This window comes from Myxococcaceae bacterium JPH2 (assembly GCA_016458225.1).
Classification (GTDB): Bacteria; Myxococcota; Myxococcia; order Myxococcales; family Myxococcaceae; genus Citreicoccus.
Window position 1 is genome coordinate 25,421 of the sequence record JAEMGR010000038.1, and the last position, 20,494, is coordinate 45,914.

The following is a 20,494-nucleotide window of genomic DNA, read 5'->3' on the forward strand; positions in this document are numbered from 1 at the left end:
GCTTACTCCTGTGGCGTGTCGGGGCCCACCAGGCTCACCGACTCCGCGGGGACGTTCAGCAGGTTCGCGACCATGCGAACCACGCCGGGAAAGTCATCCAACTCGAAACGCCCGGCCCAGACCTTTCCCTGCGTCCCGGCGAGCAGGCCCCGGAAGGTCCGGCCGGCGACCCGGGCCGCGGCGAAGCGGTAGGCCCGTCCGTCGACCTGCAACTGAGCGAGCAGCTCCAGGCTGCTGCGCGGGGGCACGAGCGCCTCCAGGCCGAACTTCTCCACGACCTCGGAGAAGCGGACCAGGCCCGCGGTGGCGCGGGTGGGCCGGGGCCGCTCGTGCGGCTCACCGAACAGGGCGGCCAGATAGCCGGTGAGTGCCTCGCGCTCGCGGAACTCGGACAGCTCCAGCATGTGTCCGGCGGCCGTGGGCAGCTCCTCGCCCGAGCGACGCGCGCGGGCGACGCGGAAGTTGCCCAGGCGATCCGACACGAGGTGGACGGACAGGCCGCTCTCCTCCACGGTCGTCGCCAATTCGAGCGTCTCCGGATCCACCTCCGGGACGAAGCCCAGCACCTGAAGCTCCGCGGAGCGGCGCTGGACGTGGAAGATGTGCTCGTTGAACGCGTCCGCCAGCAGCGCCTCGATGTCCTGCACCTCGGCCACCGCGCCCACGAGGATGGGCGCCAGGCCCACCACCGCCGAGGGGGCGATGGGGATGAGGCGGTCGCCCATCACCTGGAACGTCACCTCGGGGATGAAGGCCTTGGTGATGGGGTTCACCAGCGGCGCGGACTCCAGGTCGAGACGCGCCTCGACGCCGGCCGCATCTTCATGAACCTTCAACCCGAGCTGTTCCAGCCGCGTGGTGTCCATCAGGCCCCTTTGAAGAGCTCTTTGGCGATGATGCTGCGCTGAATCTCGCTGGTGCCCTCGCCAATTTCACACAGCTTGGCGTCGCGAAGGTAGCGCTCCACCGGGAACTCGCGCGTGTAGCCGTAGCCGCCATGAATCTGGACCGCCTTGCCGCACGCCCGGGTGGCCACTTCCGAGGCGAACAGCTTCGCCATGGAGGCCTCCTTCGAGTACGGCTGGCCCGCGTCCGCGAGCCGCGCCGCGCGGTGGACCAGGAGGCGCGCCGCCTCCAGCTCCGTCTTCATGTCCGCCATCATCCAGCGCAGGCCCTGGAACTCGCTGATGGCCTGCCCGAACGCGGTGCGCTCGCGCGAGTACCGGACGGACTCCTCCAGCGCGCCCCGGGCCAGGCCCACGGCCAGCGCGCCGATGGTGATGCGGCCGCGGTCGAGGATCTTCAGCGTGTCGATGAAGCCGTGGTTCAGCTCGCCCACGCGGGCCGAGTCCGGCACCTCCACGTTCTCCAGAATCAGCTCGGCGGTGTCCGAGGAGCGCATGCCCAGCTTGCCGTGGATGGCGCGCTGGCTGAACCCCGGCAGGCCCTTCTCCAGGACGAAGGCGGTGATGCCCCTCTGGCGCTTCTCCGGCGCGGTCACCGCGAGCACCACGAAGACGTCGCCCACGGTGCCCTGGGTGATGAACATCTTGCTGCCGTTGAGCACCCAGCCGTCGCCCTTGCGCACCGCCGTGGTGCGCATGCCGGCCGCGTCCGAGCCCGATCCCGGCTCGGTCAGTCCCCAGGCGCCCAGCCACTCACCGGACGCCAGCTTGGGCAGGTAGCGCGCGCGCTGCGCGTCGTTGCCGAACACGCGCACGTGGCTGGTGCCCAGGCCGTTGTGGCTGGCCACCGTGAGGGCCAGCGAGCCGTCGAACCGGGCGATCTCCTCCACCGCCACGGCCACCGCCAGCGCGTCCATGCCCGCGCCGCCCAGGTCCTCCGAGACGAGGATGCCCATGACGCCGAGCTGCCCCAGCTCGCGCACGACCTCCATGGGGAACTTCTCGTCCTTGTCCCACTCGCGGGCGTAGGGCTTCACGCGGCGTTCGCAGAAGTCACGGAGGGAGGACTGGAGGGCGCGGTGGCTTTCGGGAAGATCGAATTCCATGGTCGGGCAGGATGTATAGCAGAGGGTGTCGCCGTGAGCGGCGGCTCTTGCCGGGCTCAAGTGGGGCTACTCAGACGGGATAGACGCCGTGCTTCTTCTCGGCGCGGGGCGCGTGGCGCTGGGAGTACAGCTCGTAGCGCCGGAGGAGCTGGTCGCGGAGCTGCTGGCCCGGGACGATCTCGTCGATGACCAGCTCGCTGGCCAGCTTGTAGATGTCCACGTCCGCCCGGTACTCGTCGCGCAGCTTCTGGACGTAGGCGGGCCGCTCGGCCTCCGGCAGCTCCTGGATCTTGTTGAAGTAGACCGCGTTCACGGCGGCCTCGGGGCCCATGACGGCGATCATCGCCTGGGGCAGCGCCAGGGTGGCGTCCGGCGCGAAGCCCGGGCCGCTCATGGCGTACAGGCCAGCGCCGTAGGCCTTGCGCACCACCACGCAGATGCGCGGCACGCTCGCCTCGGACACCGCGGAGATCATCTTCGCGCCCGCGCGGATGATGCCGGCGCGCTCCACCTTGGTGCCGATCATGAAGCCGGGCACGTCCGCCAGGTACAGCAGCGGGATGTTGAACGCGTCGCAGAGCCAGATGAAGCGGGCGGCCTTGTCCGCGCTGTCCACGAACAGCACCCCGCCCTTGTACTTGGGCTGGTTGGCCACGATGCCCACCGGGCGCCCGCCGATGCGCGCGAGGCCCGTGATGATCTCCTGGGCGAAGAGCTTCTTCACCTCGAACCAGCTCCCCTCGTCGATGAGCTCGCCGATGAGGGCGTGCATGTCGAAGGGCTTGTTCTGATCCGCGGGGATGATCTCATCCACCGTCTTGCCGCTCGCCTTGGGCGCCTTGAGTTCAGCGCGGGGCGGCGTCTGGCTGAAGTTCTCCGGGAAGTAGCCGAGGTACTGCTTGGCGGCGGTGATGGCCTCCTCCTCGGTCTTCACCAGCACGTCGCCGCAGCCGGAGATGGAGCAGTGCATCTTCGCGCCGCCCATCTCCTCCAGCGTGACCTTCTCGCCAATGACCATCTCCGCCATGCGCGGGCTGCCCAGGTACATGGAGGCGTTGCCGTCCACCATGATGACCAGATCGCAGAACGCGGGGATGTACGCGCCACCCGCGGCGGAAGGCCCGAAGAGCAGGCAGATCTGCGGCACGAAGCCGGACATGTGCACTTCGTTGTAGAAGATGCGGCCCGCGCCGCGGCGACCGGGGAACATCTCCACCTGGTCCGTGATGCGAGCGCCCGCCGAGTCCACCAGGTACAGCAGCGGACAGCGCAGCGAGCGCGCGGTCTCCTGGATGCGGAGGATCTTCTCCACCGTGCGCGCGCCCCAGCTCCCGGCCTTCACCGTGGAGTCGTTCGCCATGATGGCGACGGTGCGACCGGCCACGCGGCCCACGCCGATGATGACGCCGTCCGAGGGCAGCTCGGGGTCCACGTTGTTGGCGAGCTTGGCGTCCTCGACGAACGAGCCCGCGTCCACGAGCAGGCGGATGCGCTCGCGAGCAAAGAGCTTGCCCGCCTCCTTGTTCTTCGCGTGGTACTTCTCGGCTCCGCCCTTCTCGACCTGGGCAATCTTCTCGAGCAGCTTCACGTCGTTGGCCATGGCCCCGGCGACATAGCAAAAAGGTTCCCGGCTGGCTCCCTTCTCGCCAGTTCGTTTCCCAGCCGGCCGTCCAGCCCACGACGCACCGCGCCTCCCTCGGGGCGCCGGGGATGTCGGGTCGAGCCCCCCTGCCTAGCTTCATGTCGCACGGGGGATGCGCGCGCAGGCCGCCCCCGGCAACCCTCGCGTCCGGGAGGAACGACCATGTTCGAATCGAAGAAAGCCAAGTGGATGGCCAAGGGGGTCGCCAAGAGCGACCTGTATCGCCGCTACCTCGCCCACAAGCTGCTCAACCAGTTCCCCCGCTACGCGAAGTCCAAGTGGGACGACTTCGATCCGGATGATGCGCTGCATCATATCGGACTGACCACCTACCGGCCGGGGCGCTCGGGGCTGGGCGGGCTGGGGCTCTTCGTACTCGGGGCGGCGGTGGGCAGCGTGGTGGGCCTGATGATGGCGCCGCGGCCCGGCACCGAGCTGCGCACCACCGTCAAGGACAAGGCGATGGGCTATCTCAACAAGCAGGGCGTGACGCTGGGCTCGGAGAAGACCGCCAGCGCCTGAAGCCCACGCGGGCGAGGCGAGCCGGGGCCCGGGGAGTCATCCTCCGGGCCCCGAGCGCCTCAGCGCCCCTGGTAGACGGGGGCGCGCTTCTCGGCGAAGGCACGCAGGCCCTCGAGGCGGTCCTCCGTCTTGAGGACCTCTTCGTACTTGCGCAGCTCCAGCGCGAGCGCGTCGCCCAGCTCCAGGCCGAGGCCCTCGTCGATGGCGTGCTTGGCGGTGGAGACGGCGATGGGGGCGTTGGCCACCACGGCCTCGGCGAGCTGGAAGGCCACCTCCAGCAGGTGTCCCTCGGGCGCGAGCCGGTTCACCAGGCCGATGCTGAAGGCCTCGGCGGCGTTGAGGCGCCGAGCGGTCAGGATGAGGTCCTTGGCGCGGCCGGGGCCAATCAGGCGCGTGAGCCGCTGGGTGCCGCCTCCGCCCGGGATGATGCCCAGCTTCACCTCGGTGAGGCCCAGCTCCGCGGCGGGGGCCGCCACGCGCAGGTCGCACGCCAGGGCCAGCTCGGTGCCGCCTCCCAGGGCCGCGCCGTTGAGGGCGGCGATGAAGACGCAGTCGCTCTGCTCCACCGCGCGCAGCGTGACGCGCAGGCCGTCGAGGAAGGCGCGCACCTCGTCCTCGCTCATTCCGGCCCGCTCCTTGAGGTCCGCGCCCGCGCAGAAGGCCTTGTCGCCCGCGCCCGTGATGATGACGGCGCGCACCTGGCGGCCCGTGGACACGCGCGTCACCATCTCGCCCATCTCGCGGAGCATGGCGCGGCTGACGGCGTTGCGACGGCTCTCCCCGTCGATGGTCCAGATCTCGATGGCCCCCCGGGCGTCGACCTTGAATTCCGGCATGGTTGCTTCCCTTTCGGGCCCCGCAGCGGCCCACCGTGGCGGGCTGCAGACTGCGGCGGGTTCCCCAGTCTGGCAAGGCGGAAACGGTTAGGATTTCCCCATGCGTCCGTGTCCCTCCGCCTCGACCCGCATCCTCCGTCGGGCCCGCTGCTCGCCCGGCCTGCTCTCCCTGGTGGCGCTGGCCGTGCCCCTGCTCGCATGGGCCCGTGGCGGTGGCGGCGAGCACTACACGCGCCCCAGCCAGAGCGAGGATCACGACGGCGGCGGTGGAGGCGGCGGGCTCCCCATCTACCTGTTGTTCCGGATCGTCCAACTCGTCTTCATGTACCCGAAGGTGATGATCCCGCTGATCGTCATCGGCGGCGCCTTCTACTGGCTCTATCAGCGCAACCTGCACCCCACCGCCACGACGCGCCGAGCGCTGGAGCAGCGTGAGGCCGAGGTGCGCACGCAGGTCTCCCCGCGCGACGTGCAGGGCTGGGTCAACGCGCTCAAGCTGAAGGACCCCGCCTTCGAGCCCGAGGCCCTGCTGGGCAAGGTGCGCTGGCTCTTCATGGAGCTGCAGCAGTCCTGGTTCCGCCGAGACATGACGCCGGTGCGACCGTTCCTCTCGGACGCGACGTGGCAGCGCTTCAACGTGCAGCTCCAGCTCATGGAAGCCCAGGGCGTGCGGGACGCCATCACCGACATCGAGGTGCTCGGCCTCCAGCTCATCGGGCTGCACCAGAGCGAGTGGTACGACAGCGTCCTCGTGCGCGTGCACGCGCGGATGCGAGACACGGACGTGCCCGCCAACCACACCGAGGCCCAGGCCGAGGCCGCCGCGCGCCGTGCCCCCTTGGAGCCGTTCACCGAGGTCTGGACCTTCGTGCGCAAGCCCGGGGCGAAGACGCGCATCGGAGAGGACCTGTACCAGGGCAAGTGCCCCAACTGCGGCGCGCCCTACCAGGGCGGCGCGAGCAACCGCTGTGAGTTCTGCCAGGCGGTGGTGAACTCCGGCAACTACGACTGGACGCTCGCGGAGATCACCCAGGGCGTGGAGCACGTGCGCTACCACACGACGGTGGACGGCCTGCGCGAGGCTCGGCAGGTGGACCCCGCGCTCAACCTCGAGATGCTGGAGGACCGGGCCTCGCTCCTGTTCTGGAAGTGGATCGACGCCCAGAGCCGAGGCGACGCGCGCCGGTTGGGCAAGGTGGCGCAGCCTGCGGCCGTCGGGAAGCTGGGCGGGGAACTCGACGCGCTCGCGAAGCAGGGCCGGCGTCGCGTGTTCCTGGAGTGCGCGGTGGGCGCGGTGGACGTGCGCGCGCTGGAGGTGCACGCGGGCGACATGGATCGCGCCCAGGTGGAGATCCGCTGGAGCGCGCGCATGGGCGTGGGTCCGGTGAACGAGGCCCCGCCGCCGCTGCCCACCGTGCCGCAGCGCTGGGTCTTCACGCTCGTCCGCCAGCACGGGGCGACGACGAACACCGCCAACGGCATGTCGACGGACCGCTGCCCCCAGTGCAACGCGCCGCTCACCGACAGCGCCGCCACGTCCTGCGAGTTCTGCGGCGCCGAGCTGGGCACTGGCGCCCGGGACTGGGTGCTCGCCTCCGCCCTGCCCTTCGAGTCGTGGAACGCGCGCGAGGACGAGCGCTTCCGCGACACGCAGCGCGCCCGCGGACCGCTCCCGCGTCCGGGTGGCGCGGCGGTGGCACCCAGCGCGGGGGCTCGCGCGGTGACGGATGTGCGGGAGCGCGAGCGCCTGCTCTACATGATGGCCGCCATCGCGGCCGCGGATGGCGAAGTGAGCCCGGCAGAGCGACGCATGCTGAAGCTGTGCTCGGAGCGCTGGGGCGTGGCGTGGGCCAACGTGGAGATGGCCCTGGGCGCCGGTCCGCAGCTCTTCGAGCGCCTCCTGCCCCGAGGCAGCCCCGAGGCCGAGGTCTTCCTGCGGCACATCGTGGACATCGCGCTCGTGGATGGCCGCATCGACCGGAAGGAGCGGCGCATGCTGGAGACGGCCGCCGCGCACCTCGGGCTGGAGGCCCAGCTCACGCAGATGCTGGACGGGCACTGAGGGCCCGTCCGGGGCTCAGGTCTGGGCGCGGCGGGAGGCCTTCTTCTCCCGCTCACCCAATGCCGCCTGCAGGTACTTGCCCGCGAGCTTGCGGCCGATCAGCTCCTGGGCGATCTCCCCGGCCTCCACCAGCTTGTCCAGGTCGATGCCCGTCTCCACGCCCATGCCGTGGAGCATGAAGACCGCGTCCTCGGTGGCCAGGTTTCCGGCCGCGCCCGGCGCATAGGGACAGCCGCCCAGCCCGCCGATGCTCGCATCGAACGTCGTCACGCCCGCGGTCAGCCCCACCAGGGTGTTGGCCAGCGCGGTGCCGCGCGTGTCGTGCAGGTGGAGCGCCAGCTTCTCCACGGGGATGTGGCGCAAGAGCGCCTCCAGGATCTCCCCTGTCTGTCGCGGCGTCCCCACGCCAATCGTGTCGCCCAGGCTGAGCTGGTAGATGCCGGCGTCCGCGAGCTGGCGGCAGATGTCCACCACGCGCTCGATGGGAACGTGGCCCTCGTAGGGGCAGCCCCAGACGGTGGAGAGGTAGCCGCGCACGCGCAGGCCCGCCTTGAGGGCCGCCGCCGTCACCTCGCGCGCGCCCGCCAGGGCCTCGGCGATGGTCTTGTTGATGTTCTTCTTCGAGTGGGCCTCGGACGCGGAGATGAAGACCGCGGCCTCCTGGAGACCCGCCTCCTTCGCGCGCTCCAGGCCCTTGAGGTTGGGCACCAACGCGGAGAACACCACGCCCTCGCGCCGCCCGACGAGCTTCATCAGCTCCTCGGCGTCCGCGAGCTGCGGAATCCACTTGGGTGACACGAACGACGTCACCTCGATGCGCTTCTCGCCCGAGGCGACGAGCGCGTCGATGAGCCGAGCCTTGTCGCGCGTGGGCAGCGTCCGCAGCTCGTTCTGGAGGCCGTCGCGCGGGCCCACTTCGTACACGTCCACCCGGCGAGGCAGCTGCCCCAGCAGCGCCACGGGACTCCGGGGATGTTCGTTCGGCGCCATCTCAGCCATGTCGAAGCACTGCTCCCACGATGAGCTCGGTCGATTCGGGGGTCGGTGGCTCGCCCTCCAGCCCGCCGTGCACCCACGCCGTCGAAAACCCCGTGCTTTCCAACAGTTGCGTCAGTTCCGCAAGGGGATAGTAGCGGATGGCATAGGACGCGGACAGCACGCGCCCATCCGCCAAGGTCAAGGTGCGTCGCCCCACATCGCGGCCACGCACCGCGTCGAAGTGGCTCTCCTCTTCCAGGACACTCCCATCCGGTAACCGCCGTGTGAATGCCGCGCTTGGCGAAGCCGCCAGCCGCTCGGCCGGGACGGTTTGAAACACCAGCGTGCCGCCGGGCCGGAGCACTCGGGCCACCTCGCGCAAGAGCCGCACGTGCGCCTCGTCCGAGAACGCGAACAGTGTCGAGTACCAGGCATAGGCGCCCCCCAGCGACGCGGCGCGAAACGGCAGCGCGAGCAGGTCCCCCCGCACCGCCGGGAAGCCCCGCCGGCGCATGGCCAGGGATAGCGGATCCAACTCCAGCCCGAGCACGCGTCCCGCCAGCGGGCCCGAGGCGTTCAGCCGAGCCGCATGGCGACCATGGCCACAGCCCAGATCCACCACCGGCCCCGGCACCGAGGCGAACACGGACGCGAGGTAGTCCGCCTCGCGCGCGGTGACGGGCTCGGACAGGAAGGGCAACGTGCTGCGCAGGTACAGCTCGCCAAAGAACCCCACCGCGCGCGGCTCAGCGAGCGGGGGCGAGCCGGGCACGCAGACGCTTCGAGGCCTCGTCGAGCACCGCGTCCGTCTTGCAGAAGGCGAAGCGCGCCATGCCCTGCCCCAGGTGGCGGTGCTCCGGGCTGTAGAAGACGCTGGGCGGAATGGCGGCCACGCCCACCTCCGTGACGAGGTGCCGGCAGAAGGCCACGTCGTCCGCGAAGCCGTGGCGCGCGATGTCCGTGAGGATGAAGTAGCTGCCCTCGGGCGTGTACACGGGGAGCCCCGCCTCGCGCAGGCCCGCGAGCAGCCGCTCGCGCTTCCCAAGATAGAGGCGCGTGAGGTCCTCGAAGTACGCATCGGGAAGTCGCAGCGCGGTGGCCACGGCGGCCTGGAGCGGTGACGCCGTGGCGAACGTCACGAACTGGTGGGCCCGTTGCACAGCATCGCGCAGCGGCGGCGGCGCAATCACCCACCCCACCTTCCAGCCGGTGAGGCTGAAGGACTTGCCCGCGCTGCTCACGGTGACGGTGCGATCCGCGAAGACAGGCAGCGTCGCGGGACGCAGGTGCCGGGCCGGCGCGAAGACGAGGTGCTCATACACCTCGTCGGAGAGCACGAACGCGTCGTGCTCCGCGCACAGCCCGCCGAGGAACTCCAGCTCCTCGCGCGTGAAGACCTTGCCCGTGGGATTGTGGGGCGTGTTGAGGATGAGCAGGCGCGTGCGCGGACCGAACGCGGCACGGACCTCGTCGCGATCGAACCACCACGTGGCATGCGCCGCGTCGGGCGGGCGCAGCGGGACGTAGCGAGCGGTGGCCCCCAGGAACGCGATGTTCGCGTCATACGAGTCATAGAACGGCTCGAAGGCCACCACCTCGTCGCCGGGATTCACCAGCCCCAGGAGCACATCGAGGATGGCCTCGGTGGCCCCGCTGGTGACGGTGACCATGGTGTCGGGGTCCACTGCCTGGCCGTGGAAGCGCATCGCGTGCTCGGCGATGGCCTGCCGCAGGTCCTTCGCGCCCACGCCCATGGCGTACTGGTTGATGCCGTCGCGGATGGCGCGCTGAGCGGCTTCCTTCACCGCGTCGGGGCCGTCGAAGTCTGGGAAGCCCTGCCCCAGGTTGACGGCGCTGTGCTTGGCGGCGAGCGCGCTGAACTCGGAGAAGACGGTGGTGCCGAAGCGGGAGACGCGCTCTGCGAACACGGGCCTGGACATGGCGGACGGGTCCTCCGGTGGGCCGGAGGACCGGCCATTCAGGGGCGAACGATAGCGTCCACCGGGACGGAACGCGCGGCTTCCTCGCTCGCGCGCTGCCGGACGGCCCGAGACAGCACGAGGGCCAGACTCGTCACCACCACCACGAGCGGCACCGCGCACAGCAGATCCGTGGCGTAGTGGAACCGCCCGGACAGCGTCGCGATGATGAGCCCGATGCCCGGGGCCAACATCACCCAGAACAGCGTCCGGTAGAACCGGAACGCGTAGAACAGCACCAGCAGCGTCGCCCCGGTGTGCCCGGACGGGAAGCAGTCCCGCGTGAAGAGCGGCGTGCGCATCATCGACTCGAGCAGCGGCGTGAGCGGCCCGCCGTGCAACCCCGGCCCATCGAATGCGCCGATGAGGAAGTAGCGCGGCCCCACCGCGGGCACCAGCGAGTAGGCCGCGTAGTTGAGACTGAAGAGCAGGCCCAGGCCCAGGAGGTACTCGTCGAACCCCGCCGTGGCGCCCCGTCCCCGGTAGTACAGCAGGATGCCCAGCAGCAGCGGCCACATGAAGTGGCCGTAGTAGCAGAGCATCAGCACGTCATTGAGCAGCGGAGGCACCCGGTGCGCCAGCTCCACCGCGGCCTGGAAGCCGAAGAGGCGCTGATCCGTGGCCATGAGCTGCGCGTCCTTCACGAGCGGATTGATCCAATCCACCACGGGCCCGAGCCACCCATGCACCATGGCGGACACGGGCAGCAGCCAGAAGTCCGCCGCGACACTCAGCAGCCGCTGTCGGGGGAAGCGAGACTCCAGCGTGCGGAGCACCAGGGGCCCGAGCGCCATCATTCCGAACAGCCAGCCGTTGCGCGCGGCGTGGTAGCCCCAGCGAGCCGGCCCCAAGAGCACCAGGGCGGCCAGCGAGCAGGCGACGATGATGACGATGTCGACGCCACGGAAGCGGACCTGCGGCTGGCGAGCGTCCACCAGGGTTCGGCTGCGCTCTCGGGTGAAGGACCAGGAACTCACGCCGACTTTCGCTCCCCCGGCGGCCCGGCCGACACATCGCCAGCCACGCCGAGATCCAGGTTCGGAACGCCCACCCCGTCGCCCTGATGCCGCCCCTTCCATCGCTCCAGCAACGCCAGCATGGCAGGGAAGAACACTGTCGTCCCCATGAAGGTGCACACGACCCCGAGGATCGCAATCTGTCCAATGCTGCGCAGTCCCTGATGGTTCGCGACGAGCAGCGCGCCGTAACCCGCCGCGTTGGAGATGGTCGCCACCACGGCGGCCAGGCCCGTGTGCCGGACCACCTTGCCGAGCGAGCCAGGGCCCTCTTCCTCGTACCGGTGGAACAGATGCACCGAGTTGTCCACCGCGATGGCCAGGAGGTTGGGCAGCACCACCGCGTTGATGAAGTTGAGCTGCACGTCGAACAGGTACATGCCGCCCGCCAGGCACGTCATGCCCAGGAAGAGCGGGCCGGCCACCAGCAGCGCACGCTTGAAGCTGCGCAGGCTGGCGAAGATGACCAGGAAGACGACCACCGCGGCGGACCAGAGGATGAACGGGCCATCCCCCCGCACGAGCGAGAAGATGCGCGCCGCGATGCGGTTGCTGTCCAGCACCGCCAGGTCGATGCCCTTCGCCTTGGCGCCGTCGACCACCTCGTCGATCTGCGCCGCCCAGCGCTGCAGGTCCTGGGTGTCGTAGTTGGACACGGACGGGAACAGCAGGAGGAACATGCCCTTGCCGTCCAGCGCCTCGAAGCGCCGGCGCGCCTCCACGGGCACCTGCTCCAGCGCGTAGGGCTTGGCCTCCACCAGCTCCCGGAACTGCTTCACCTTCGCGTCGGCCTGAATCTCCGAGGGCAGGCCGTCGAGGATGGCCTTGATCTTCCCGATCTCCGCCTGCCGGTGCTCCAGGTCATACGGAACCAGATCGCTCAGGGACGCGGTGCGCAGGAAGACGGAGTCCTTCCCGTTCTTCACCTTCACCTGCGCGATGATGTCCTCCACCTGGTGGACCTGATCCAGGTTGTCCACGTAGAGGATGGCCGGGTTGAGCGGCGAGCCGATCTGCTCGGTGATGTGGTCGTCCAGCCGGGAGGCCGGCGAGTCGCCCTTGAGGTTGCGCAGGTTCGTCTCGAAGCCCAGGCGCGGCGCGATGACGACCGAATAGGCCGCGAACCCGACCACCATGAGCGCGATGGCCGCGATGAGCCCGGTGGGCCAGCGCCGCCACTCCTTCTCGGGGGCCGCGGGCGTGGCCGGTGCCGCGCCTGGAGCGGGCGCCTCGTCCCGACGGAAGGGCCGGATGCGCTCGGCGATGGCGAGCAGCGACGGACCGATGGCGTAGGCCGCCAGCACCGCCAGCATCACGCCCAGGCCGGCCAGCAGGCCGAACTGCTTGAATGCGTGGAACTGCGCCAGCAGCAGCACGAGGAACGCCGCCGCGTTGGTGAGCGCCGAGGTGAGCGCGCCGCTGAACGTGCCGCGCACCGTCGCCGCGAGCGACTCGCGCACGCCCTGGGTCTGCCGCTCCTCCCAGTAGCGCATCGACAGGTGGACGCCATACTCGATGCCCAGGCCGATGAGGATGGCCACGAGGAAGCCCGTGACGATGTTGAGGTGCCCGATGGCGAGCTGCGCGAAGGCGAACGTGAAGACGAGCCCCACCATGACTGGCAGGCCCACCACGAACAGCGCCGAGATGCGCCGGGTGGCCAGGAGGATGAGGGCCACCGCGATGAGGCCGGACAGCAGGCCCGCGTTGGACAGGTCGCGGCGCATCACCGCGTCCTCCTCGATGCGGTTCTGGAAGTTGCCCGTGGCCTCCAGCGTGACGCCCGGGTAGCTCGCCGCCGCCAGCTCCCGCCCCGTCCCCAGGGCCTTGTCCACGAAGCGCCGCGCGAAGTCGAGGTCGCCCGCCGTCCCCGACGGCTTGATCATCAAATACACTTCCGAGCCGTCCGCGTTCGTCAGGAACTCCCGCATCGGCGTCTCGGGCGTGTGCTTCTTCGCGATCTCCTCGAAGGTGGGCGGCTTGGGCAGGGCGCCCAGGTCGATGTAGAGCGGGTTGTACTGCTGTCGCTCGTAGTGAACCCGGGCCTCGATGTCACTGCGCAGCGCCTCCAGCTTCTCCGCCGGTAGCAGCAGGAGGCCGTGCGTGCGGAAGAACTCCACGTCGAAGTGGTACTCGACGTAGCGGACCTCTGGGAGGGCCTCGAGCCGCGACTTCAGCTCCCCGGCATAGGCGCGAAGCTTGTCGGGGGTCGTCCCCTTCGCCATGACGACGAGGTACCCGTCACCCCCCGCCTTCTCTGACACGCGTGTCAGATCTCGCACCTCGCGAGCCCCTTCGGGAAGAAGCTCCACGAAGGACCCGCGAAACTCCAGCCGCGACGCGAGCAGCCCGCAAACGGCCGTCACCAGGGCGAAGACCGCCAGTACTTGCCAAGGGCGCGCCATGGCTCCCTGGATGAACCCATCGAACCACCGCTGCCGCCAAGACTTGGACACCGTCCACTCCTCGAAATTGGCCGGCACAAGCAAGTTCCCAGCCACTTGTACCGGCACCCCCCAACAGCGGGAGAAGTGGAAGCCTTCCGGGCGCTTGCGCGACCCCTCACATGTGTCCCGATGTAAGCCCAGGGGACTCCACTATCTCCTGGCTGACGGGCATGCCTGGGGCGGCGGCGTGCCACCGATGCCACGCCTGTGTCAAGTGGCTGGCTGTCGGGGGTGGCCGAGGGCCATGCGAGGTGTCAGTCCGCGCCTTGACAGTGTGGAGTTCCCTCTTTATTCACGGCCGGCGTCGTCCTGCTGGGTGGTCGCGCACGCTGGGCATCCGGGACGGAACAGGCCCTGCATACAGAACAGCGACCCGATCCCGTTTCCACCCAAGGATCACTCCCCCCGACGCAGAGAAAGAGCACCATGAGCGACGTCTTCGAAAAGTGCCGTACCTGGAAGGACTACCGGATCGCGAAGGCCACCGGGCTCTACCCGTACTTTCGCGCCATCGAAGCGTCCCATGGCGCCACGGAGGTCGAAATCGAGGGTCGGCGAGTCATCATGGTCGGCTCCAACAACTACTTGGGCCTGTCCGCGGATCCCCGCGTGAAGGAAGCGGCCATCAAGGCCACCGAGAAGTTTGGCACCACCTGCTCCGGCTCGCGCCTGCTGAACGGCACCCTGGCGCTTCATGAGGAGCTGGAAGCGCGTCTGGCGAAGTTCCTCAACCGCGAGGCCGCCATCGTGATTTCCACCGGGTTCCAGACGAACCTGGCGCTGGCCTCCATCCTCGGCCGGCACGACATCGTCTTCAGCGACCGCCAGAACCACGCGTCGCTGGTGGACGGCATCCGCCTGTCGTTCGCGACCGAGCGCAAGTTCCGCCACAACGACATGGAGCACCTGGAGCAGCTCCTGTCGGCGGCGGATCCGGACGCGGGGAAGATCATCGTCACGGACGGCGTGTTCTCCATGGAGGGCGACATCTGCAACCTGCCCCGCATCGTGGAGCTGGCCGCCACGTACAACGCGCGGGTGATGACGGATGACGCCCACGCCATGGGCGTGCTGGGCGAGCTGGGCCGGGGCACCTCCGAGTACTTCGGACTGGAGAAGGAGACGGACCTCGTCATGGGGACGTTCTCCAAGAGCTTCGCGTCGCTCGGCGGCGTGCTGGCCGGTCCGTTCGAGGTCATCAACTACATCCGCCACAAGGCGCGCTCGGTCATCTTCTCCGCGTCCATGACGCCCGCCTCCATCGCGGCGGCGCTCAAGGCGACGGAGATCATCGAGGCCGAGCCGCAGCGACGCGCGCGCCTGCTGGACATCGCGGAGAAGATGCACAACGGCTTCCGCGCCATGGGCTTTGACACGGGCGTCTCCGTGACCCCCGTGGTCCCCGTGCACATCGGCGACCAGGTGAAGTGTTTCCGCTTCTGGCGCGCGCTGCACGAGGCAGGCGTGTTCGCCAACCCGGTGATTCCGCCGGCGGTCGAGCCGGGCCACGCGCTCATCCGCACCAGCTACATGGCCACGCACACCGACGCGCAGCTCGATCAGGTGCTGGACACCTTCGAGAAGATCGGCCGCCGCCTGGGCGTCATCCCGGAGACGCGCCCCACGGTGTACGAGCCGGTGAAGATCGCGCGCCCGGGCTCCAACGTCCGCGGCAACCGCGCCAGCGAGACCTGGGCGGCCGGCAGCGCGGGCCAGCTCGCGGATCGCGGCTTCTCGCTGGATCAGCTCTCGCGCATGTCGTCGCGCGAGATGGCCGGCAAGCTCTTCGACGCCGTCGAGCAGCTCACCTGGCGCGCCGCGAACCTCCAGCCGGAGGACCTGCGCAAGCTGGGTGAGGCGCCCATGAAGCTCTGGGAGAAGCGCGGCGAGCTGGGCGGGCTCTTGCTGGAGAAGGGCGCCCACCTGTTCCTGCGCAACGGCGCTGACGGCTCTGACGGCAACCAGGCCGAAAGGAACTGAGCCCCTCCATGGCCCTCCCCGCCGAACAAGACGCAGCTTCCCCCGCCCTTCCCCCCATGCCCGTGGATGTCCAGATCTCCCCTGTGCGGAGCTCGGCGGACCGGATGGCCTTCATCCGGTTCCCCTACTCCGTCTACCGGAACGATCCGAACTGGGTCCCGCCGCTGGAGATGGAGCGAAAGGACTTCCTCGACCCGAAGAAGAACCCCTTCCTCGAGTACGCGGACGTGGAGCTGTTCCTGGCTCGGCGGGGCAATCAGGTGCTGGGGCGCATCGCCGCCATCAAGAACCCGCACCACATGGAGTACCACGGCACCAAGGAGGGCTTCTTCGGCCTCTTCGAGTGCGTGAACGACGCGAGCGTGGCGCGGGCGCTGCTGGACACCGCGGCGAACTGGCTGCGGGAGCGCGGGCTGGACTCGATGCTCGGGCCGGCCAACTTCTCGTCCAACCAGGACTGGGGCTTGCTGGTCGAGGGGCATGAGACGCCGCCCGCGATCATGATGCCCTACAACCCGCCCTACTACTCCGCGCTCCTCGAGGCGTGCGGCTGCACCAAGGCGAAGGACCTGTGGGCGTGGGAGCTGTCCTCGGCCGCGGAGCCTCCGGAGAAGGTGGTGCGCATCGCGGAGAAGATCCGTCAGCGGGACGGCATCACCGTGCGCGCCATCCGGATGAGCGAGTTCGCCGCCGAGGTGTCGCGCGTCAAGGCCATCTACAACGCGGCCTGGGAGAAGAACTGGGGCTTCATCCCCATGACGGAGAAGGAGTTCGACCACCTGGCCAAGGACATGAAGACGGTCGTCCGGCCGGAGCTGGTGCTCATCGCCGAGGTGAAGGGCGAGCCGGTGGCCTTCTCCATGACGCTGCCTGACGCCAACGAGGCCCTGAAGGCGGCGGGCGGGCGGCTGACGCAGTTCGGTCTGCCCATCGGCCTGGTGAAGCTGCTCCTCGCCTCGCGGAAGATCCGGCGCCTGCGCCTGATCACCCTGGGCATCAAGGAGGGCTACCGTCGCCGTGGCCTGGACGCCATCCTGTACCTGGACACGCTCCGGACGGCGAAGCAGCTGGGCTACACGGGCGGAGAGATCTCCTGGACCCTCGAGGACAACCATCTCGTGAACCGGGCCATCGAGAGCATGGGCGGCCGGCGGTCGAAGACGTATCGCGTCTTCCAGCGGCCCCTGTAACACCTGGCCTCGGGGCCCCTGCCCCGCTCACCTTTCGGGAGCGGGGTACGCGAGGCCCGGGCCAACTCTTCACCGCACTACTTCGGCTGACCCGCCGCCCCAGTCGACTCGGCGGCGCTCGGCTTCACGGACGCGGCGCTGGTGTTGGCGTTCTCCTTCTCCAGCTGCGCGCGCTTGGACTTCAGCGTGGAGAGCAGTCCGTCGAAGCCCTTGTCGTTGAGGATCTTCCGGAACTGCCCCTTGTAGGTCTCCACCAGCGACACCTCGTCGGTGACGACGTCGAAGATGCGCCACTCGGCCTTGGGGGTGGTGCGGAAGAGCTTGTAGTCGACGGGGATCTCATCCTTCTTCACGGTGAGGGTGGTCACGACCGTGGCCTCGTTCCCCTGGATGGTCTCCTTGCCGTACTTCACGTCGGCCTTGGCCTGACCGATGGCCTTCTGGGCGTAGGACGCGCGCAAGAGGCCCGTCATCGTCTCGGTGAAGTCCTTGCGCTGGGCCGGCGTCAGGCCCTCCCAGGCCTTCTCGCCGAGGGCGCGCTTCGCCAGCTCCGAGAAGTCGACGAACTTCTCCACGACGCTGGCGAGCGACTGCACGGTGGCGCCAGGCGCGTTGGCGGCCTTCTGAACATCCGCATTGCCCGATTTGACGACGGTGAGCGGGGCGGCCGGCGCGGCGGCGAGCAGCGTGGCGGCGAGCAGGGAAGCGATCATTTGCGTATGGCTCCGGGATGGAGAACGAGAGTCAGGACAGCAAGGGTAAGATGCTTATTCACCGCTGGAGCCGTGACCTGTCACTCGGGCCAGTCCAGCCAGACCCAGACGAACGTCGTGCCAGCTCTTGGCCTTGTCCGACGAGGCCTGGGCCAGCGCGGTGAAGGCATCCACCAGCTCGCGCGTGTCACCCGTCCCCAGGTCGAAGGCGGCGAACGCGGCGGTCACCCAACGACGCGCGTTCTTCTCCGCCTCGTTGAAGGCCTGGGCCCGGGAGTAGGCGGCCACCAGCTGCCCGTGGACCTGCGTCACTTCCAACTGGATGCCGGCGTGGATCTGCAGCTCCTGCGCGCGCAGCTTGTCCAGCTCCGCGCGGGCCTGCTCCAGCTGCGCGTCCTTGATGGGGATGTCGAACGAGCCGCGCATCACCAGGCCGATTCCGGCGGTGCGCTCGTTGTAGGGGTCGTACGCGAACGGGCTGACCTGCCGCGTGGCGCTGGAGGTCCAGCGGATGTCATAGAAGCCCGCGAGCCCGAGGTCCGGGTAGTAGCTCATCTCGCGAATCCGGACTTCTTGCTCGCGCGCGATGATGCCCGCGGTGATGGCGCGGATCTCCGGGCGGCGTGACTCCGCCTCGCGGACGGACGCCTCCAGCGTGGGCGGCTTCACCTCGGAGTCGAGCGCGAGGTCCTCGGAGACCACCGTGACGGACTCGCCCGGTCCCGCGTTGGCGAGCAGGCGGATCGCCGTGAGCGCGAACTCCATGCCCTGCTGCGCCTCGGCCTTTCGCGCCTCCACGAGCTGACGGAAGTAGCGGACCTTGTACGTGTCCAGCTTGGACACCTGCGCCGAGTCCTCCGCGAGCAACGCGTCGATGCGGCGGCCCGCGTCCTCCAGGCGCTTGGACACGTCGTCGATCTGCTCCACGCCAGCGCGCGCCAGCTGGTAGCCGTAGTACGCCTGAGCCGCCTGGTAGCCCGCCTCATCGCGAGCCCGCTCACGCAGCGCCGCGCCGACGATGGGGCCCTGCTCGCCCGCCTTCTTCAGCGCGGAGAGCTTGCCGAACGTGTACAGCGGCAGCACGGCGTTGCCCGTCGAGAAGACCGTCACGCCGACCTTGCCGAAGTTCCAGTCGCCTTCGAGCGAGGCCTTGGTGGTGGGCGGTCCGCCCAGGCCGTTGTTGCGCGCCTCGGGGATGGGGCCACCGGCGCCCAGGGTGACCTCGAACTTGGGGAACCACGCCCACTTCGCCTGCTGGTAGAGCGCCTGGAACTTGCGCAGCTCGGCCGAGGCCTCCGCCACGCGGGAGTCCGTGGCCCGGGCTCGCGCCACGAGCTGGGCCAGCGTCAGCGGCTGGTGCTTCGCCTCGGGCGCGGTGGAGTCCGGGACGGCCGGCGTCTGAGCGCCTTCCGTCGCGGTGGTGCCCTCGGGCTGGGCGGTGGGCGTCAGCTTGCTCTGCACCGCGTTGCCCGGCTCGCCCGCGGGCTGCGGCGCGATGGCCGGCGGTCCGGGAGGAAGGCGAGGCGTGGCGATGCCCGGCTTGATGGACGAGGTGTTCGTCGCAGGAGTGCCCGCTCCCGAGGGGGAGGACGGATTCGTCGAGGTCCCTGGGTCCGTCGAAGGCGTGGCTGGGCCGGTGCTCGGAGTGGCGGCCCCCGAACCCTGCTGGCCAGAGGGTGACGATGAGCCCGGGGACATGCTCCCCGGCGTGGGCGAAGCGGTGCCCGTCGCGGCCGACCCAGGCGCGAGCCCTGGCGCCGGAGATGGCGCGATCTGCGCTCCCGCCATCCCGGCCGAGAACATCAACCCCACTGCGACGACCCTACCCGCTTCTCTGCGCATCAGTCCGCCTCGTGTGCGGCTCGCATACATGGAAGCACGCACCGGTGCAGCATTTCTGTTCCAGTTCGCGACGTCACCGCTGTTCTTCTTGCGCCCCTCTTTTCATGCGGTCGCATCCCCGCGCGCAAGCGGATGCCACTCGCAGACACTCCTCGAAGACAGTGCTTGGTCGGGAAGAGTCCGCATCGCAGAATCCCGCCGACTTTTTCCCGGAGCGGGCCCGTCCGCCCGAGTCCCGAGGCACACCGAATGGCACACACCGACCGCGTCAAGCAGATCCTGTCCTGGTACCCGTCCGACAACCCCGGCACGCTCACCAACCTGTCCCGCCTGCTCAACTCGGGCACCCTGGCGGGCACCGGCAAGCTGGTCATCCTCCCAGTGGATCAGGGCTTCGAGCACGGCCCCGCGCGCTCCTTCGGGCCGAACCCCGCGGGCTACGACCCGGAGTATCACGCGCAGCTGGCCATCGACGCGGGCTGCAACGCCTACGCGGCCCCGCTCGGCTTCCTGGAGGCGGTCGCTGGGAAGTTCGCGGGCGAGGTTCCGCTCATCCTCAAGCTGAACAACTCGGACTCGCTGGCCAAGGTCCCGGCCCCGATGTCCGCGGTGACGAGCTCCGTGAAGGACGCCGTCCGCCTGGGATGCACGGCCGTCGGCTACACCATCTATCCGGGCTCCGCCGCGCGCAACGAGCAGTATGAAGACCTGCGCGACATCATCGCCGAGGCCAAGTCGTACGGCCTCCCCACCGTCCTGTGGGCGTATCCCCGTGGAAGCGTGAGCAAGGAGGGTGAGACGGCCATCGACGTGGTGGCGTATGCGGCGCAGATCAGCGCCCAGCTCGGCGCGCACATCATCAAGGTGAAGCCGCCGACGGACGTCCTCGAGCAGCCCGAGGCCAAGAAGGCCTTCGAGAAGGCTGGAATCGCCACCAAGACGCTGGCGGACCGGGTGCGCGAGGTGGTGCGCTCCGCGTTCAACGGCAAGCGCATCGTCATCTTCTCCGGCGGCGAGGCCAAGGACACGCCCACCCTGCTGGAGGAGATCCGCCAGATCAACGCGGGCGGCGGCTTCGGCTCCATCATGGGCCGCAACGCCTTCCAGCGCCCCCACGCCGAGTCCGTGAAGCTGCTCAAGGACGTGATGGGCATCTTCGCCGGCAAGTAGTCCGCGCGGTTCGCGGATGCGGCACCGGACGGCCGGGCTCCCACAGGAGTCCGGCCGCTCACGTTTCCGGAGGCATGCGCGCGACGTGAGCCCATGCGGCGGAAAA

At 69.3% G+C, this 20,494-nt stretch carries 16 protein-coding genes; 5 read left to right on the plus strand and 11 right to left on the minus strand.

Features of this window, described 5'->3' with window-relative positions:
- Positions 1–2: 2 nt before the first annotated feature.
- The 3 genes from JGU66_32745 to JGU66_32755 all read right to left on the minus strand — a co-directional run bounded on the left by JGU66_32745 (position 3) and on the right by JGU66_32755 (position 3,611).
- Entirely contained in the window at positions 3–866 is an 864-nt protein-coding gene (locus JGU66_32745) for a hypothetical protein (protein MBJ6765548.1), read from the minus strand.
- A complete protein-coding gene (locus tag JGU66_32750) occupies positions 866–2,011 on the minus strand; it encodes an acyl-CoA dehydrogenase family protein (GenBank protein ID MBJ6765549.1) in 1,146 nt (381 codons plus the stop codon). Before JGU66_32750 ends, JGU66_32745 begins: the two co-directional genes overlap by 1 nt.
- A gap of 70 nt (positions 2,012–2,081) precedes the next feature.
- A complete protein-coding gene (locus JGU66_32755; GenBank protein ID MBJ6765550.1) occupies positions 2,082–3,611 on the minus strand; it encodes an acyl-CoA carboxylase subunit beta in 1,530 nt (509 codons plus the stop codon).
- Positions 3,612–3,815: 204 nt separating this feature from the next.
- On the opposite strand from JGU66_32755, the gene JGU66_32760 reads away from it, so the two are divergent.
- A complete protein-coding gene (locus JGU66_32760; protein MBJ6765551.1) occupies positions 3,816–4,175 on the plus strand; it encodes a YtxH domain-containing protein in 360 nt (119 codons plus the stop codon).
- Positions 4,176–4,234: 59 nt separating this feature from the next.
- Here the strand turns inward: JGU66_32760 and JGU66_32765 are convergent, their stop codons facing one another.
- A complete protein-coding gene (locus tag JGU66_32765) occupies positions 4,235–5,011 on the minus strand; it encodes an enoyl-CoA hydratase/isomerase family protein (GenBank protein MBJ6765552.1) in 777 nt (258 codons plus the stop codon).
- 100 nt (positions 5,012–5,111) lie between these two features.
- On the opposite strand from JGU66_32765, the gene JGU66_32770 reads away from it, so the two are divergent.
- The gene (locus tag JGU66_32770; GenBank protein ID MBJ6765553.1) at positions 5,112–7,073 is read left to right on the plus strand and encodes a TIM44-like domain-containing protein; all 1,962 of its coding nucleotides are present in this window, start codon (positions 5,112–5,114) and stop codon (positions 7,071–7,073) included.
- A 15-nt stretch (positions 7,074–7,088) separates the two neighbouring features.
- Here the strand turns inward: JGU66_32770 and JGU66_32775 are convergent, their stop codons facing one another.
- The 5 genes from JGU66_32775 to JGU66_32795 are packed head-to-tail and all read right to left on the minus strand — an operon-like array spanning position 7,089 to position 13,451.
- Positions 7,089–8,063, minus strand: coding sequence for a hydroxymethylglutaryl-CoA lyase (locus JGU66_32775; protein MBJ6765554.1), 975 nt, complete (start codon positions 8,061–8,063; stop codon positions 7,089–7,091).
- 1 nt (position 8,064) lies between these two features.
- A complete protein-coding gene (locus JGU66_32780) occupies positions 8,065–8,787 on the minus strand; it encodes a class I SAM-dependent methyltransferase (GenBank protein MBJ6765555.1) in 723 nt (240 codons plus the stop codon).
- A 10-nt stretch (positions 8,788–8,797) separates the two neighbouring features.
- The gene (locus JGU66_32785; GenBank protein MBJ6765556.1) at positions 8,798–9,991 is read right to left on the minus strand and encodes an aminotransferase class I/II-fold pyridoxal phosphate-dependent enzyme; all 1,194 of its coding nucleotides are present in this window, start codon (positions 9,989–9,991) and stop codon (positions 8,798–8,800) included.
- Between the two features lie 38 nt (positions 9,992–10,029).
- Complete coding sequence (locus JGU66_32790; protein ID MBJ6765557.1) at positions 10,030–11,109, minus strand: phosphatase PAP2 family protein; 1,080 nt, start codon at positions 11,107–11,109, stop codon at positions 10,030–10,032.
- On the minus strand, positions 11,004–13,451 hold the full coding sequence (locus JGU66_32795) for an MMPL family transporter (GenBank protein MBJ6765558.1): 2,448 nt from the start codon (positions 13,449–13,451) through the stop codon (positions 11,004–11,006). Before JGU66_32795 ends, JGU66_32790 begins: the two co-directional genes overlap by 106 nt.
- 468 nt (positions 13,452–13,919) lie before the next feature.
- Here JGU66_32795 and JGU66_32800 point away from each other — a divergent pair, with 468 nt between their 5' ends.
- Both JGU66_32800 and JGU66_32805 read left to right on the plus strand, forming a co-directional pair.
- Positions 13,920–15,473: an aminotransferase class I/II-fold pyridoxal phosphate-dependent enzyme gene (locus tag JGU66_32800; protein ID MBJ6765559.1), complete on the plus strand. Its 1,554-nt coding sequence runs from the start codon at positions 13,920–13,922 to the stop codon at positions 15,471–15,473.
- 8 nt (positions 15,474–15,481) lie between these two features.
- Positions 15,482–16,663 (plus strand): N-acetyltransferase, encoded by a 1,182-nt coding sequence (locus tag JGU66_32805; GenBank protein MBJ6765560.1) that lies wholly within the window; start codon positions 15,482–15,484, stop codon positions 16,661–16,663.
- Between the two features lie 77 nt (positions 16,664–16,740).
- Here the strand turns inward: JGU66_32805 and JGU66_32810 are convergent, their stop codons facing one another.
- Positions 16,741–17,376 (minus strand): ABC transporter substrate-binding protein, encoded by a 636-nt coding sequence (locus JGU66_32810; GenBank protein ID MBJ6765561.1) that lies wholly within the window; start codon positions 17,374–17,376, stop codon positions 16,741–16,743.
- Between the two features lie 54 nt (positions 17,377–17,430).
- Positions 17,431–19,218, minus strand: a complete 1,788-nt coding sequence (locus JGU66_32815; protein ID MBJ6765562.1) for a TolC family protein — start codon at positions 19,216–19,218, stop codon at positions 17,431–17,433.
- Between the two features lie 249 nt (positions 19,219–19,467).
- On the opposite strand from JGU66_32815, the gene JGU66_32820 reads away from it, so the two are divergent.
- A complete protein-coding gene (locus JGU66_32820; protein ID MBJ6765563.1) occupies positions 19,468–20,388 on the plus strand; it encodes a class I fructose-bisphosphate aldolase in 921 nt (306 codons plus the stop codon).
- Positions 20,389–20,494 lie beyond the last annotated feature (106 nt).